Annotated in this window: 14 protein-coding genes, 1 pseudogene and 1 CRISPR repeat array (1 of these 16 only partly in view); of the genes and pseudogenes, 8 read left to right on the forward strand and 7 right to left on the reverse strand. The window is 41.4% G+C overall.

Annotation, left to right across the window (positions count from 1 at the left end):
- A CRISPR array of direct repeats spans nucleotides 1-30; the repeat unit is 32 nt (it extends 1867 nt beyond the left edge of the window).
- Nucleotides 31-230: 200 nt separating this feature from the next.
- From cas2 to cas3, 7 genes are all read right to left on the reverse strand, one after another.
- On the reverse strand, nucleotides 231-524 hold the full coding sequence (gene cas2, locus GM698_RS09405; RefSeq protein ID WP_176810112.1) for a CRISPR-associated endonuclease Cas2: 294 nt from the start codon (nucleotides 522-524) through the stop codon (nucleotides 231-233).
- 55 nt (nucleotides 525-579) lie between these two features.
- A complete protein-coding gene (gene cas1c / locus GM698_RS09410; RefSeq protein ID WP_176810111.1) occupies nucleotides 580-1593 on the reverse strand; it encodes a type I-C CRISPR-associated endonuclease Cas1c in 1014 nt (337 codons plus the stop codon).
- A 456-nt stretch (nucleotides 1594-2049) separates the two neighbouring features.
- Nucleotides 2050-2727 carry a CRISPR-associated protein Cas4 gene (gene cas4, locus GM698_RS09415; protein WP_176810110.1) on the reverse strand — a complete coding sequence of 226 codons (678 nt, stop codon included), beginning with the start codon at nucleotides 2725-2727 and terminating at the stop codon, nucleotides 2050-2052.
- A gap of 1 nt (nucleotide 2728) precedes the next feature.
- A complete protein-coding gene (gene cas7c / locus GM698_RS09420) occupies nucleotides 2729-3571 on the reverse strand; it encodes a type I-C CRISPR-associated protein Cas7/Csd2 (RefSeq protein WP_176808633.1) in 843 nt (280 codons plus the stop codon).
- A 20-nt stretch (nucleotides 3572-3591) separates the two neighbouring features.
- Nucleotides 3592-5577 carry a type I-C CRISPR-associated protein Cas8c/Csd1 gene (cas8c, locus tag GM698_RS09425; RefSeq protein ID WP_209289334.1) on the reverse strand — a complete coding sequence of 662 codons (1986 nt, stop codon included), beginning with the start codon at nucleotides 5575-5577 and terminating at the stop codon, nucleotides 3592-3594.
- The gene (cas5c, locus tag GM698_RS09430; protein ID WP_209289335.1) at nucleotides 5574-6296 is read right to left on the reverse strand and encodes a type I-C CRISPR-associated protein Cas5c; all 723 of its coding nucleotides are present in this window, start codon (nucleotides 6294-6296) and stop codon (nucleotides 5574-5576) included. The genes cas8c and cas5c overlap by 4 nt, the downstream gene beginning before the upstream one ends.
- 19 nt (nucleotides 6297-6315) lie before the next feature.
- On the reverse strand, nucleotides 6316-8745 hold the full coding sequence (gene cas3, locus GM698_RS09435; RefSeq protein WP_209289336.1) for a CRISPR-associated helicase Cas3': 2430 nt from the start codon (nucleotides 8743-8745) through the stop codon (nucleotides 6316-6318).
- Between the two features lie 182 nt (nucleotides 8746-8927).
- Between cas3 and ycaO the strand changes: the two genes are divergently transcribed.
- From ycaO to lysS, 8 genes and pseudogenes are all read left to right on the forward strand, one after another.
- Nucleotides 8928-10691, forward strand: coding sequence for a 30S ribosomal protein S12 methylthiotransferase accessory factor YcaO (gene ycaO, locus GM698_RS09440; RefSeq protein WP_209289337.1), 1764 nt, complete (start codon nucleotides 8928-8930; stop codon nucleotides 10689-10691).
- A gap of 78 nt (nucleotides 10692-10769) precedes the next feature.
- Nucleotides 10770-11732 carry a tRNA 5-methoxyuridine(34)/uridine 5-oxyacetic acid(34) synthase CmoB gene (gene cmoB, locus GM698_RS09445; RefSeq protein ID WP_209289338.1) on the forward strand — a complete coding sequence of 321 codons (963 nt, stop codon included), beginning with the start codon at nucleotides 10770-10772 and terminating at the stop codon, nucleotides 11730-11732.
- A gap of 220 nt (nucleotides 11733-11952) precedes the next feature.
- Nucleotides 11953-12168: pseudogene (locus GM698_RS10805) on the forward strand (transposase); the annotation flags it as partial.
- 8 nt (nucleotides 12169-12176) lie between these two features.
- On the forward strand, nucleotides 12177-12692 hold the full coding sequence (locus GM698_RS09455; protein WP_209289340.1) for an IS3 family transposase: 516 nt from the start codon (nucleotides 12177-12179) through the stop codon (nucleotides 12690-12692).
- Nucleotides 12593-12808 carry a hypothetical protein gene (locus GM698_RS10810; RefSeq protein WP_371739893.1) on the forward strand — a complete coding sequence of 72 codons (216 nt, stop codon included), beginning with the start codon at nucleotides 12593-12595 and terminating at the stop codon, nucleotides 12806-12808. The genes GM698_RS09455 and GM698_RS10810 overlap by 100 nt, the downstream gene beginning before the upstream one ends.
- Nucleotides 12711-12935, forward strand: a complete 225-nt coding sequence (locus GM698_RS10815) for an IS3 family transposase (RefSeq protein ID WP_209289805.1) — start codon at nucleotides 12711-12713, stop codon at nucleotides 12933-12935. The genes GM698_RS10810 and GM698_RS10815 overlap by 98 nt, the downstream gene beginning before the upstream one ends.
- Before the next feature lie 174 nt (nucleotides 12936-13109).
- Nucleotides 13110-14585: a ribonuclease G gene (gene rng / locus GM698_RS09465; RefSeq protein ID WP_209289341.1), complete on the forward strand. Its 1476-nt coding sequence runs from the start codon at nucleotides 13110-13112 to the stop codon at nucleotides 14583-14585.
- A 157-nt stretch (nucleotides 14586-14742) separates the two neighbouring features.
- On the forward strand, nucleotides 14743-16245 hold the full coding sequence (gene lysS / locus GM698_RS09470) for a lysine--tRNA ligase (RefSeq protein WP_176808624.1): 1503 nt from the start codon (nucleotides 14743-14745) through the stop codon (nucleotides 16243-16245).
- Nucleotides 16246-16280 lie beyond the last annotated feature (35 nt).

Consider the following 16280-nt stretch of genomic DNA (forward strand, 5'->3'; position numbering starts at 1 on the left):
TTCAACTCACAGCTACGTGTAGGTAGCTGCCCCCTATATCAAAATACGTTATGCTATCAGGTTGTATTACCTGATTTTCGCTAAAGCAGTCGTTACAGGGGGTGATTTGAGTATAGCACATTCAGTAATATGCTATAAAAATTTTTAACTAATTAATTATTAAAGAACTTTTAAAATCGCTAGCCTCCCTATATATTGATGAGAACAAGTAGCTAGCGATAACAGAAAATCTATAAAATTAGAACATCTTTGAACATATCCACCGCTTTTTTTGCTCCGTGGTGCTCCACTTTGTTTCTCCATTTGCTTCCGAGATGATAGAAACGTAAACTATCCGTTTCCGGATTATAGGTGGAGAGTAATTTCTGTTTGAGTTTAACCCATTGGTCGGGTGTGACATCGCATTCAAATACAGAATATTGAACCCTGATGCCGTAATCTAAACAGTATTTGGCAATATGCCTCAGGCGCTTCTGCCCTTCTGGGTGGTCAAAAGAAATATCGTAAGTAATTAACATCATCATAATTCTATCCCTATACTTACTACAAGCGGTTAGTTTTTTCAGATTTTTTGTAACATTATCGCATTAAAAATGGGGGATACTCTGCCAAATCACCTCGTAGATGGCGAGCTAATAACATTGCTTGAATATAAGGCAATAAACCAATTTCTACCTCTTCTTGTAGAAACGGGTGCATAATCTTTTCTTGCTTTTTAGCTTGTAGCGTTTGGAAAACCACCTTTCGGGCTTCTGGTTTAAGAATCACAGCGCCACTCGCTTCGTTCACAAAATCAGACAATTTAATTTGCCCTCGGTTAATCAGCGATAGTACCATTCTGTCTACCCACCATGCACGGAACTCCTCCAAAATATCAAGTGCTAAGCTATCTCTCCCAGGTCGAACTGCATGCATAAAGCCAACCTGCGGATCTAATCCTACTCCTTGCAATGCTCCGCTAATATCCTTGCTCAATACACTGTATAAAAACGAGAGCAAAGCGTTGACGCCATCTCTTGGAGGGCGACGATTGCGTCCGTTAAATTGAAATTCACATTTTTCACTTAATAAATATGATAAAACACCAAAATAGCGAGAAGCAGCTTCGCCCTCAATACCTCGAATTAAATCTAAATTATCCGCTTTCTGTAGCTGTCTGAGGCTAATGTTCAGAGCGCTTATCGCCGACTCTACAGGCGCACAATCTCCGTGATTTCGCAACCTCCGCTGTAATACACGTTTAGAGGCTTGAATTTTCACCGCGATAATATTTTTAGCAATCGGCATAGGGTTTTCTTCCGAGCGTTTATATTGAGCCCTTCGGAGCAACACATTACCGCTCTGCCGCCCTTGCAAGCGGGCTAAAAATCGTCCATTTTCGCTAAAAAAGGCGACATTAACATTATTCTCCCCACAAAACCCTAGCAAAAACGGCGAAACCAACACATTACCAAAACAGAAAATATGTCCGATGGAATGAATCGGCAACTGTGCCACTTTCTTTCGTTCTTGCTCCACCACTAAGGTTTCACGTTCTTTGTGCAAATAACTGCCTTGGGTGGTGATGTAGAGGGTGTTTTGAAGTTTTCGCATTTAGAGAATTCCCTTGGTTTTAGTCGCACTTTTATATAACAACTGCCCTAATTCGGGCAGTGATGCTTTACAACAGCTCACAAAAAACCATTAATATTTCAACTCACAGGCATTAAATGACTGACAATCGATCTTCCTTTAAGAAACAATATCCTAAGATATTAGAAAGGAAGCTTTCCTGAAATCAATAAGCTAACGCTTATAACAGATATTATAAAATATATTAGCTTTCCTATATTTCCCTCCAAAAGAAATAAGAATTTATTTTCCTGTCTATAAATCAAGCAACGCAGATAATTTCTAACTTTCATATTCACCTCTCAATTATTGATTAAAAATGCAATTATGATAAGACGAGCTAATGAACAGGTCAATAATGATTACTAAAATAAACCGTTAATGAAATATTAAATATCACTAGGAACTAAAAACATTTCTCATATACTTAAATATTATTTAGACGTCTTCACCAAATAATCCTCCCACATACACTACCGACCTATCCCTGCCCAATAACTTTGGCTGACAAACCTCCACCAACGAGCAAGCTTTGCAATGTTTGCCGTATTCAGGTGCAGGCGTTTTTCCACTGATAAACAATTTACGGACTTGGGCTATAGTATCCTGTGTTGTCTGTCTAAGACTGTCTGAAAATACTACCAACACACGATGCCGGGTTTGTTGATACCACAATGCCCCTTCCTCAATCCGCTGCCCCGTCATTTCTTCCAAACAGAGGGCTTGGGCGCAGAGTTGGATTTCATCCATGGCGGTCGGTTTTGGTTTGCCGTGTTTGTATTCGACAGGTTTGAACTTGCCGCTTGCCAGTTCATATTCCACCATATCCGCAATGCCGGTTAAGCCAAGCTGCTCAGCACAAAGATGTACGGTGCGTTCAAAACGCACGCCTTTGCGGGTTTCTGGCTCGCCGCTATCCACCCGTTCGTGTAATACGCGACCTTGGGCGGTGAGATAATTTTCTGCCCACGCCTGTTCATTGTGGATCAACGCACATTGTCTTGGGCAAAAAGCGTAGTGTTGCAGGGCAGAAAGAGGAATAAGCAACGTTTCTTTATTGCTTTCCTGCCCTGTAAGCGGTCGGATTTGCTCGGAATTTTGCAAAACCGTTGGCATATTAGAAACCGTCAATTTCTTGTGGTTTCAAGCCTTCGAGCTGGCTTAATGTGTAACTGCCATCTGCACTCACGTTCAAGCTACCATGCACTTTCGCTGAGGAATACTGCCCCGTTTTGCAGTTATGCTCCCACCAAATCAATTTCAGCACCTGCATTGAGCCTTCCGGGCGAGCGGAAGAGGCATCGCCTTCAAACAATTTGGTAAGAACAGATTTGATTTTGTCTGCATCGTTATCAGAGAAACCCGTACGTTCGGCAAGTTGCGGCGACATTGCCCCATATGCCACATAAATACCGCCATCAACACGGTGTTTCATTCCCATAGTGTCGGAAGATTTTTTGCTGCCGTCACCTTCGCCACTCACGCTTTTAGTGATTTGCGTGCTGGTAATCAACACCGGCTCAACACTAAATGCCGATTGAATGGTTACCGGCCCACGCACGGCAATCGACACGCCGGCACCGTCATCACTTTTACCAAAAGCGAATACTTGCCCGAAGCTCCGTACATCAAGCCATTTTTCACAGGATTTTTTCGCCGTTTCATCACGGTTGGATTTTTTCGCGTTGAATGCCTCATTACCCAAACCTACATCCTTATCTTTCGCACGGTTGGCAAGGCTGGTCATTCCGTCAGTTTTCTTTTCGTCAGATTGCACAAAAATGCTCTCGCCGTCATCTTGCAAGCGGTCACGAATTTTGCGTTTTAAGCAAACATCGGTGATTTCGCCGAAGCCTTCAAAATCGGTACGAGGACGGTTGCCGTTTAATGGGTCACCGTTTGGATTAGCATTTTTTACTTGGATAATTAAGGCAAAGTCGATTTTTTTGGTTAAAGACATACTATTTTCCTTCTATAAAATTATTCTTCAGTTGATTTAGCACTTTTCGCTTTTAATTCAGCAACTTGGCGAGCAATTTCCATTTTTTGGCAATGGTAACCTAATAAAAATTCGCCACTTAATTTGCCATCATTGATAAAATCATTATGCTCAAAGAGATCGGTTATCTCACTAATGGCCTGCATTCCCGTATCTTTGCCATTATTTTTCAGGCGTTCTTGGTAAGGCTGTAAGGCTAATTCAAGATTACGCCAAGTATAATAAGGGCGATCAGCAAACTGCTGCATATAGCGTTCTGCATTGGTTGAGCGTTTTTCGCCGGCGAGATAGAGTGCGTAAGATTCAATATTTTCTGCAACAGCCAAGAGTCTGCCGTACAGATAATCCCGTGAGCGATTTTTGATGTCTAAGCTCATATCGTAAGTTCTCCTTTCTGATTCTTTGTGATGACGAGCGCACCAGCCTCGATATAGGCCGCAAGCTACGCCGATATTGCGTTGCCACTCCCAAGTATCGCAGCCGTTTGGATTACAGGCGACTTGGAAACTTTTTTGCACCAAATCGTAGGGAATTGGCACACTTTTCCCACCAGCAATCACGGGGAGCAAGCGGGCATAAAGTTGTTTTTTTAACTTATCATTTAACGATTTGCCATACACGGCTTGCGCAATCGCAAAAGGGGATGGCGGAAGCTCGAACCACAAGGTGCGTTTTTCGTTTTTCTTACCGCCTTTTACCTCAAAAGTGTGGCGTTGGAACCAAGTAAAATCGTCCAACCACGCTTCTAAATTGGCAAAATAATCCTTTGGCAAAAATTCTTGATAATAGGTTAATGCCATTCGCCCCGGTGTGGCAGAATCTAACATCAGCAGCGAAATTTGCTCGTGATGATCCAATTTCGCTTTATAGCCGTGATATTTCTTTTTGATGAGGTTGGCTGCCTCTTTGCCGATATTCTCTGACCAGTCCAGCTTCGTTTCCGAATCTGCCGATGTTTGAAATTCAGCGTTATTTTCGATCGCACTGGTATCCGCATTATCAAAATCGAAGTTTTGAAACGGATCTTGTAATGGCGAAGGCACTTCTTTACCACTAATCGCCCAAGCCACGGTGACTTGATCGCCATTGCGAATGCCCTGGCGGGCAATCAACCAACGCAATGCACTATGGGCTTTGGCTGAAACCTCGGCTGAAATCGTCGCTGCTTCATCTGCCGTTTCAAACCGGCCACGGAAGGTATAACCGCCAGTGTCATTTGATGAAATCAGCTTAGCTTTATCGCCTGTATGACGTAACTTCGCAGGGTGCATCGTAGAAATAGCTGCCTCCTCGCCTTTTACCAAGCAGAAGCCTTTGTTGCTGTCGGCAGAAGCTAAGTAATCAGCCCAAGATTGTTGCACGCTGCTATCCGTCCAAGTATCAGACTGCGGATCATTGGGTATTTCCACACACCAACACACTAAGGCAGAACCAAACTCAATTTCGCCTTTGGTTTTTGGCAAGGTTGAAAAAATAGCCGGGGCTTCACTGTCATTTTCCCATTTATTCAGCACCTTACCATTCGCATCAAGCGGCAAAACAGCAGCTCGGGCTAAATCTGCAATCACCTGCCCTTTTTTAACATAATGGAGAACGGCTAACACTTTTGGGTGTTGAAAAGATGAATCACACCAAGCCTGTAATTGGGTTAAATAGCCCTCAAAATAAGCTTTTTTCTCGCCACCGAAATCGACATAATCTTTCGCGACATATTGTAGTTTGTCCGCCAGCGGATGAGGGGCTTCACCGCTTGTGCGGTTTTCCGAGGATTCTGTCGCCGGTAACATAATCGCCGTTTTCGGCGGCATCACTCTTGCGGTTTGAAACTCACTATCTCCATTCAAGACAATCACAATATGGGCATTTTGTAGTGTATGCCCTATCGGTGTTAAAGGATCGCCATCAAGTTTATCCGAACGAGCTAAAACCGCTTCATAAGTCCGATAAAGTTTCTGCATCCAGCTCATAATTCAAGCTCCTTTTCCTCGTCTTCCACCAGTTTCACATTTTCGCCGCGTTTAAAAGGTTTAAACGGTTTCATTTCACGAATAAAACGTTTTTTTAAACGACCGGATTGATCATTGACGCTTGGAAATTCAATCACGCCATTTTGCATCGTGGCATTCCAAAAACGGCTAATCAGTTCGTGTTTGCCGGTTTCTTCCGGATAGCCAAAACTGTGGAACATTAAACCAAAATCCAACTCGCCTGTTCCATCATAAAAACTCTCGCCCGCTCCAAACTGACAAGGCTCAACATAACCTTGGCAATCTCTTGTGCCAAGGAAAATATCTTGTCGTCCGCCTCGGGCTAACATTCGTTCGGCAATCGCCATATGTTTTCCTGGATTACGATCACCGGCTAATTCGTCCCAATGTTCGTTCCAAGTAAAATGGGCTTCCACTTGATATTCAACCTCTTGCAAGAAAGTATAAATGGCTAAGGTATTGCCGCCATTCCAATCCAAGGGTTTGGTGGATTTAGTTTGAGTACGAATTTGCTTCATAATCCGCACGCGGTCGATATGCCAAATCAAGGTCGGCTTCCAATAAATGCTTCTTAAAATACCTTTTAAGGCTTCACAAGTCGGCACCGGATAGCTAAATTTTTCACCGCCAATTTTAGTGACAGGATCAGTAAAAAGTGCTTGCCTACCCCATACGCGAAAACTAATTTTATTATTCATATCGCTCCTTTTTCACAACTTAAAAATCATAGCAAGTCATATTGCCTGCACGATCTGTACATAAACCATATTCTTCCAAATAATGCCGTTCATCTAAATAGTAGATTCCCGACCCTGCCTGCGTTTCTTGTAAGGCCTCTGCCTCCACCAATTTTCGCCACACCTTGGGGAAAACATTCACGCTATATCGTTGGGCTTTGGCAAGAGCTTCATATTTCTCCTTGTTATCTTCCACGCTACATAATGTCGTAATTATCTCTTTTCCCTCACCATAAGGCACAATGATCGCTTGGGTTGGGGCGTCAATCATTTGAAATTCCCTCCCCGTACTTTTAAAGGATTGCATCAATAACGGGAAAGGCCGGGTTCTTCGATCATTTTTCGGGGCATAAACATTGTGGCAATTATCCGACAACCAATCCAGCAAGGATCCCGATGTACTATTTTTGAGCGGATAAACCATTTCATCACTGCGATCGTGGAAATAATACTTGAAATATTGCGTCATTGCCGCCGGTTGTAAAATATCTTGCCCTTCATATTCACCAAATACCCGAGCCGCTTTATCTTGCCCGATTGTAATATCCGACAAGACTTCTTCTAAATTGGGTTCTTTCAGATTTATCACATAAACTTGCCCTTTGCCCTCTTTTTCACCGTGGCGATTACAACGCCCTGCCGCCTGAGCAATGCTATCCAAACCGCCTAAGGCTCGAATGACACACGCCATAGAAATATCTACACCCGCTTCAATAAGCTGAGTACTGATACAAATCACCGGCTCTTTATTTTTCAATCGAGTTTTAATTTGCTCAAAAATCACTTTTCGATGAGCAGAACATTGGTTGGTACTTAAATGAAAAAGGGCATCTTGGGGAATATGGTGATCCTGACAGTAACGATATAAATCCTGAGCCCATTTTTTGGTATTCACAATAAATAAACAGCTAGAATGTAATTTGAACTGTTCTAGCAAAAACTCACCTGCATTTTCTAGCGAAAATCCGCCCACTTGCGAGCGATAGTGGATTTCCACACGGGAGAGATCATCAAAAAGTGCGGTTAAATTCTGTTGATTTCCCATTAACTCCGCGTTTTCCGCTAATTTCACTTGCCCTAATTCCGGCTTTTTGAGCTGATTTAATAAAGGTTGTGTCGCGGTACATAAAACGGCGGTACTTTTACCAAATTGGGCAAGCCAATTTAATACATTGGAAAACAGATGAACGCATTTAATCGGCAGGGTTTGAATTTCATCAAAAATCAAAACGCTTCTTGTCATGGCGTGAATATGACGAACACCACGCGTGCCACCGCCAAACCAAGCATCAAGAAATTGCACCATTGTCGTGAAAATAATCGGCTTATCCCAGTTCTCAGATAACACTTTATTTTGCCAAGTCTGTTTTTCCGGCTCAATGTTGGAATGATGCTCTAACACCCAATCATCGCCTAGAATCTCTCTCACATTCTGAGCATTTTGATCGATAATTGATGTGTAGGGAATAATGTAAATAATGCGATCAAGTTGGTGTGTTTGAGCGTGATGTAACGCATAACGCAAAGTGGCAAGGGTCTTACCTCCGCCAGTTGGCACGGTAAGAGAATAAATACCTTGTTTATCACAGGCTCGCGTTAAGCAATCGTTGGAAATATTACGGCGAATTTGGTCAATCGGATATTTAATTTCAAAACGAGATAAATAGTTTTCTAATGTATCAATCGCCTGTTGCCAGTTTGGTTTTTCGTTGAAATGGCGAATCTCTTTTTGTTCTTCCCGCTCGAAATCAGCACTATTTATACGGTCGGCATCAATCAAACAACTAAATAAAAAACGGGTTAAACAGGCTAAATAAAGCTCTTTAATTTTAAAGGGAACATCTTGCTGACTTAAAATTGCGGCAATCGGTTTTTGAAGGGATTGAATGAGGGATTCAGAAGCTAATTGCTCTGCACGTTCAAGAATAGATTTATCCACCTTTTGCTCACATTCGCTAAGATGGGCGTCTTTATCCTCCTTATTAAAACGGTCTCGCCAAACCGCCTTACCTTCCGGACTTAAACAGTCAATCAAGCCTGCACCGTGGTGAGAGGCAATGCATAGTCCTAAAATTTGCCCACAAAGCTCGCCAATACCGTTCGAACCATATTTTATCAAACGGCGATAAATCCACTGAGCCCCTGCGGTGGAATGGTCGCCGCCGTTGGTTTCATCTTCGCTGTCTAAATCCGCTTGATTTAACATACTGGTCACTCGGCGAATATATTTCTGGAATTTCTCGGAATATTTGCCGAAATCGTGCATTAAACCAAGTAATTCTCCCGCCTCAGCTAAATCTAACTTCGTTGCCAAAATGCGAGCAATTTGAGCGGTTTCCAAAAGATGGGTTAGAACAGATTGAATCACCCCATCAGATTTTCTAATGTGTGCAAAGTATTCATTTTTCATATTTATATAAATCCCTATCTATATTCTCTAGTACTATAATTTATTATAAATAGAATAACAATAATGTGGCGTATATTCACATTAAAGTATAAATTTCTCCAAATTCTATTGATTAAACTTCCCCACTTTATATCCATTTTTTAGTATAATAATTAGCTTACTAAATCATATTAAAGGCCTCTATGTCAGAACAAACTTTTATTACCGGTAAAGATGCTGCTCTTGAAGAGAGTATTTCTACCTTTCAACACAAATTAAAAAACCTTGGCTTTAATATTGAAGAAGCCTCTTGGTTAAATCCCGTTCCAAACGTGTGGTCTGTACATATTCGTGATGCAGATTGCCCGCAATGTTTCTCAAATGGTAAAGGGGCAAGCAAAAAAGCAGCGTTAGCTTCTGCATTAGGCGAATATTTTGAGCGTTTATCCACTAACTATTTCTGGGCAGATTTCTACTTAGGGCAAGAAATTGCTAACAGCGCTTTCGTGCATTATCCAAGCGAAAAATGGTTCCTGATTGAAGATGAAGATGTGCCACCACCAGAAATGATGGATGATTTCTTATGGGAATATTTCGACCCGAATGGTGAACTTACCCCTGAATTATTAGTGGATTTACAATCGGGCAACTATGATAGAGGCATCGTTGCTTTACCTTATATTCGCCAATCTGATAATCAAACCGTCTATATTCCGCAAAGCATTATCGGTAACTTATTCGTATCAAACGGTATGTCTGCAGGTAACACCAAAAACGAAGCTCGTGTGCAAGGTTTATCCGAAGTGTTCGAGCGTTTCGTAAAACATCGCATTATCACTGAAGCGATCAGCTTGCCTGAAATTCCGCAATCGGTGATTGATGGCTATCCAACGATTAAGGCTTCTATCGAAAAATTAGAGCAAGAAGGCTTCCCGATTCTTTGCTACGATGCCTCATTAGGTGGCGAATTCCCTGTAATTTGTGTGATTTTACTCAATCCACAAAACGGCACTTGTTTCGCCTCTTTCGGTGCACACCCAAATTTCCAAGTCGCATTTGAGCGTACTGTCACCGAGCTTCTGCAAGGTCGCAGCCTCAAAGATTTAGATGTGTTTGCACCGCCGTCTTTCAATAATGAAGATGTAGCCGATCACGCGAATATGGAAACCCATTTTATTGATTCAAGCGGTCTTATTTCTTGGGATCTTTTCAAACGTGATGCAGATTATCCATTCGTGCATTGGGATTTCTCTGGTACAACCGAGCAAGAATTTAATAATATGATGGCGATTTTCAACAAGCACAATCAGCCAGTTTATATTATGGATTACGAGCATTTAGGTGTGTACTCTTGCCGTATTTTAGCACCAGGAATGTCAAATATTTACCCAAGCGATGATCTCATCTACGCTAACAATAATATGGGATTAGATTGGCGTGAAATTTTGTTGGACCTGCCACACTTCCATCACGATGCAGACACTTATCAAGAATTGCTTGATGAATTAGACGAGCAAAGCATTGATGATTTAACCCGTGTGCGTGAGTTTATCGGCGTGGTAGCAGAAAAAGAATCTGCAATGCAAACCTTGCGTATCGGTGAGTTAAAATCAATGTTGCATTTAGCACTCGGAAATTTAGAGCAAGCCTTAGATTGGGCAAACTGGACGGCAAATATGAACGCCAGCGTCTTCTCAGCAGAGCGTAACAATTATTATCGCTGCTTAATCAGCACGCTTGAATTATTTCTAGATCAAAACCGTGAACCGGCTCAATATCGTTCTGTATTCGAGAAAATGTACGGCGTGGAAGCGGTGGAATTCGCTTGGAATGCGGTGCAAGGCGGTAATCCGTTCCACGGTTTAACCGCTTCTGACGAAACGTTGGAAAATATGATCGCTCATCAGAAATTACTCAACGCTTACCGCAAAGTACAGAAAGCGAAAGTTAATCCGATTGTGAGATAATCCAATTTAATTTGTGGGGCAGGCACTTAGGCTCGCCCTTACAAAATTCAATATTTTATTATTAAAACCCCTGAATATATGATCGACTTCCGTCCTTTTTATCAACAAATTGCAACTACGCCACTTTCTGATTGGCTTGAAACCTTGCCTTTGCAGTTAAAGCAATGGGAAAAAACCACTCACGCCGATTATGCAAAATGGGCAAAAGTTGCAAATTTTTTACCAAATTCGACCGCTTGTATTAACCTAAAAGACAAAGTGGAATCAATTCCAAGTGAAGTGTTGTCTGAAGGTGAGATAAAGCAAATCACCCATCATTTAAGACAACTTATGCCTTGGCGTAAAGGCCCTTATCACTTACACGGCATTCATATTGATACCGAATGGCGTTCCGATTTTAAATGGGATCGTGTGTTGCCACACTTATCTCCGCTTGAAGGAAAAACCATTTTAGACGTTGGCTGTGGCAGCGGTTATCATATGTGGCGAATGGTCGGTGAAGGGGCAAAAATGGTGGTAGGAATTGATCCCACCGAGCTTTTTCTTTGTCAATTTGAGGCAGTCAGAAAATTATTAGGCAATGACAGACGAGCCAATCTTATCCCACTTGGGATTGAGCAAATGCAACCGCTGGCGGCTTTTGATACGGTTTTTTCAATGGGCGTGCTTTATCACCGTAAATCACCTATCGATCATCTTTCTCAGCTCAAAGCACAATTAGTAAAAGGCGGGGAATTAGTGCTGGAAACTCTCGTCATTGATGGTGATATCAATGATACACTTATGCCAACGGATCGCTACGCTAAAATGAAAAATGTCTATTTTATTCCGTCCGTGCCTGCATTAATTAACTGGTTGAAAAAAGTCGGCTTTAAGAATGTACGTTGTGTTGATGAAGGAATCACCACCCTTGAGGAACAACGTAAAACCGATTGGTTAGAAAATGAAAGTTTGGTAGATTTTCTAGATCCAGCCGATCGCAATAAAACCATTGAAGGCTACCCAGCCCCTAAGCGTGCGGTTATTTTGGCTAATAATTAAAAACTCAAATACTGTAAATTATTACACTATTTTATTGACATAAAAATCCTCACTCATTATACTGTATGTAAAATCAGTAACCAAAGTGAGGATATAATGAAAACACTTGATATACGTTTTGTAATGGTCTAACCCACTGCAATAAACCAAAGACTATTTTTGATAAACTCTCTCAAAATGGAGAACAGCAAAATGGTTAAACTTTTTACCTCCTGAGTATAAAAAGCAATGTGTTGAAATGGTGTTAGACGGCAAACATAGCGTCAGTCAAGTGTACAAAATGATGCGAGTCAGCCAATCTGCCTTGAATCGTTGGAAGCAGCAATTTCTCGCCGAGCAGCGGGAAATTCAGCGTTTACGGGCGGAGAATGAGCCGTTGCGTAGCGACAATGCCTTACTAAAAAAGGTGTCCGCCTTCTTGCTCGAGAAGTCTTGAAATCCTGTGTGGTGGATTTACGGCGAGAAGGCATTTCCCCCGCACAACTGTCCCGTTGTTTTTCGTTGAATCGCTCCACCAGCCATCGTTGGGAAAAATCGTCACCGAATCAAACGTTGATGAGCTTGCAGGAAACGTTGCTATCTGTCTTTGAGGCAAGCGGTGAAACCTATGGCTCACGGCGTTTATCACAGGCGGTGACGGATTTAGGGATAAAAATCGGGCGGTTTAAAGCTCGCCGTTTAATGCGGGAGCTCGAGATAAAAGCCAAGTGCCCGAAAGCTAAAGTTTGGCGAAAACAAGCGGTCGATTTTGCGGAAAATAGTGCAAATGGGCAGTGTGCAATGATGCCCGACACCATTTGGGCAGAATTGTCGGCTGGTCGGTATCGGATACGCCGGACAGCCGCTTATGCGTTCAAGCCTTGCGACTTGCCATTCACCGCCGCAAGCCCCCTGCGGACGTTATTTTCCACTCAGACCGCGGCTCCCAATACAGCAGCCAAGCCTTTCGGAATGTGCTGACAGAAGCGAAAATGGTGCATAGCCAAAGTAGGGCGGGGGAAATGTACGGACAATGCGGTAACAGAGCGTTTTTTCCGCAGTTTAAAGACGGAGAAACTCAACGGCTACCGATTTAAGACACGCGAGCAGGCATTGCTTTGTGTGGCGGAATACATTGAAGATTTTTACAATCCGAGACGACTGCATTCTGCATTAGGAAATCGCTCCCCAATGCAGTTTGAAATGGATTGTTTAAGGATTTAAATGTGGTTGTGTCTTTGGAATGTTGCAAGGAATTGAACTATTACAGTTTGTGCAGTACGATTTATCATTCTTTCTTTTGCAGCTACCATACAAATATACATACTATACTAAGGTTTTGTTTTCTTAATGATGAAATGGTAAACTTTAGAGTAGTTTACAAATATAGAGAAAAAAATGAGTGGGACAGAATTATTAGTTAATGTAACTCCAAGTGAAACTCGGGTAGCATTAGTTGAAAACGGATTGTTAAGAGAGCTACACATTGAACGTGAAGCTAAGCGTGGTATTGTCGGTAATATTTACAAAGGACGAGTAACCCGGGTGTTGCCAGGAATGCAGTCTGCTTTTGTGGATATTGGGTTAGAAAAAGCGGCTTTTCTACATGCCTCTGATATTGTTTCACATACAGAATGTGTTGATGAAAATGAGAAGAAGCAGTTTGTAGTAAAAGATATTGCCGAGCTAGTGCGTGAGGGGCAGGATATTGTTGTGCAAGTAGTTAAAGATCCGATTGGTACCAAAGGGGCTCGTTTAACGACTGATATTACGTTACCTTCTCGCTATTTAGTTTTTATGCCAGAAAATAGTCACGTTGGGGTCTCGCAAAGAATTGAAAGTGAGGAGGAGCGTGAGCGTTTAAAAAGATTGGTTGAGCCTTATTGTGATGAATTGGGTGGATTTATTGTTCGTACTGCGGCTGAAGAAGCAAATGAAGAAAGCTTAAAGCAAGATGCTGCTTTTTTGAAAAGATTATGGCGAAAAGTGTTAGAGCGGAAAACAAAATATCCAGCTAAGTCAATGCTTTATGGAGAGCTTGCGTTGGCTCAACGTGTGCTAAGAGATTTTATTGGCACGCATATTAATGCAGTCTGGATTGATTCAAAAACAACTTGTGAGCAAGTCAAAGAGTTCTTAACTGAGTTTATGCCTGAGCTAACAAATTCTGTAAGTTTGTATATGGGGGCTAAAACATTATTTGACGCTTACGGTGTTGAGGAAGCTATTCAAAAAGCACTCGATAAGAGGGTAAATCTGAAATCAGGCGGTTATCTGATTATTGAACAAACAGAATCTATGACAACAATTGACATCAATACAGGTGCATTTGTTGGGCATCGAAATCTTGCACACACCATCTTTAATACGAATATTGAAGCAACGCAGGCAATTGCACACCAACTTCAATTACGTAATTTAGGCGGTATTATTATTATTGATTTTATTGATATGCAAGAAGTAGAGCATCGCAACTTAGTTTTACAATCGTTACAAGAAGCGTTAAAAGGTGATCGAGTAAAAACTAACGTAAATGGCTTTACTCAACTTGGTTTGGTTGAAATGACACGCAAGCGTACGCGTGAGAGTTTAGAACGCATTCTTTGCTGCGATTGCTCGGCTTGTCAGGGGCGTGGTACGGTAAAAACAGTTGAAACCGTCAGCTATGAAATTATGCGTGAAATTGTGCGTGTACATCATCTATTTAAAACAGAAAAAATGCATGTTTATGCGTCTAAAGAAGTGGCAGAATACTTGATTAATGAAGAAAGCCACGCATTACTAGCTGAATTGCAGGCCTTTATCGGACAAAAAATAGAGATAAAATTAGAACCGTATTATCATCGGGATCAATTTGATGTTGTTGTAATGTAATGTATAACGGATTGGAGTTAAGTGATTTAGCTTCAATCCTGCCTATTTGCAAAATTTATTGAAAATCTTACCGCTTGTTTCCTACCAAAATTCCTGAAAATAACGTATAATCGCCCAGTTTTATTTATCCAAATTTTGAAAATCTAAAGGTAATTTAATGTCTGAAGTAGAAAATCAAGAATTAGATCTTAATGGAGAAATGTTAGCTCGTCGTGAAAAGTTAAATAAAATTCGTGAGCAGGGTAACGCTTTTCCAAATACTTTTCGTCGTGATGTGTTAGCAAAAGATTTACATACTAGGTATGATGAAGTCGAAGGCGAAGTATTAAAAGAGCAACATATTCAAGCTAAAGTAGCGGGCCGTATTATGCTAAAACGTGTAATGGGCAAGGCATCTTTTTTTACCATTCAAGATGTGAGTGGTGCCATCCAACTTTATGTGGCACGTGATAATTTGAGCGAAAGTGTTTACGAAGAAAACGTAAGTCTTTGGGATCTTGGTGATATTGTTGGTGTTGAGGGAACTTTATTTAAAACTAAAACAGGCGAATTAACTATTCGTTGTTCTGAAGTTCAACTTTTAACAAAAGCGTTACGCCCATTACCCGATAAACATCACGGCTTAACGGATTTGGAAACTCGTTATCGCCAACGTTATTTAGATCTTATTTCTAATGAAGAATCTCGCCGTACTTTTATGATTCGTTCGCAAGTAGTATCAGGCATTCGTAAATTCTTCTTAGATAGAGATTTTATTGAAGTTGAAACTCCGATGTTACAAGTAATCCCAGGTGGAGCAGCAGCGAAGCCTTTTGTTACACACCATAATGCGTTAGATATGGATATGTATTTGCGTATTGCGCCAGAACTTTACTTAAAGCGTTTAGTCGTTGGTGGCTTTGAACGTGTATTTGAGTTAAACCGTAACTTCCGTAACGAGGGGGTGTCTGTTCGTCATAATCCAGAATTTACAATGATTGAGTATTATCAAGCCTATGCAGATTATCACGATTTAATGGATAACACCGAAGAATTGTTAAGACAATTATCATTGGATATTCTTGGCACGACAGATGTACCTTATGGCGAATATGTGTTTGATTTTGGTAAGCCATTTGAGCGTATTACAATGCACGATGCTATCGTGAAATATGGTAATGGTATTTCTCGTTCCGATTTAGATAACATTGAGAAAGCCGTTGAAATTGCAAAAGGTTTAGGCATTGAAATTCAAAAATCATGGGGATTAGGCTCTGTAGTGAATGCAATTTTTGAAGAAGTCGCAGAACATCAATTAATTCAGCCGACTTTCTTAATGGCACATCCTGCAGAAATTTCACCGCTTGCACGCCGTAATGATGAAAATCCAGAGGTGACCGATCGTTTTGAGCTCTTTATCGGTGGTCGTGAAATTGGTAATGGTTTCTCTGAATTAAATGATGCGGAAGATCAAGCTGAGCGTTTTGATGCACAAGTTGTCGCGAAAGATGCAGGTGATGATGAAGCGATGTTTAAAGATGAAGACTTTATTGTAGCATTGGAACACGGTTTACCACCAACAGCAGGTGAAGGTTTAGGTATCGACCGTTTAGCCATGATTTTTGCAAATGCACAGTCAATTCGTGATGTGATTTTATTCCCTGCAATGCGTTTGAAATAATCAGTAAAATAGTGAAAGCACACCAAGGTGTGCTT

It is taken from the genome of Mannheimia sp. ZY171111 (assembly GCF_017750945.1).
GTDB lineage: Bacteria > Pseudomonadota > Gammaproteobacteria > Enterobacterales > Pasteurellaceae > Mannheimia > Mannheimia pernigra.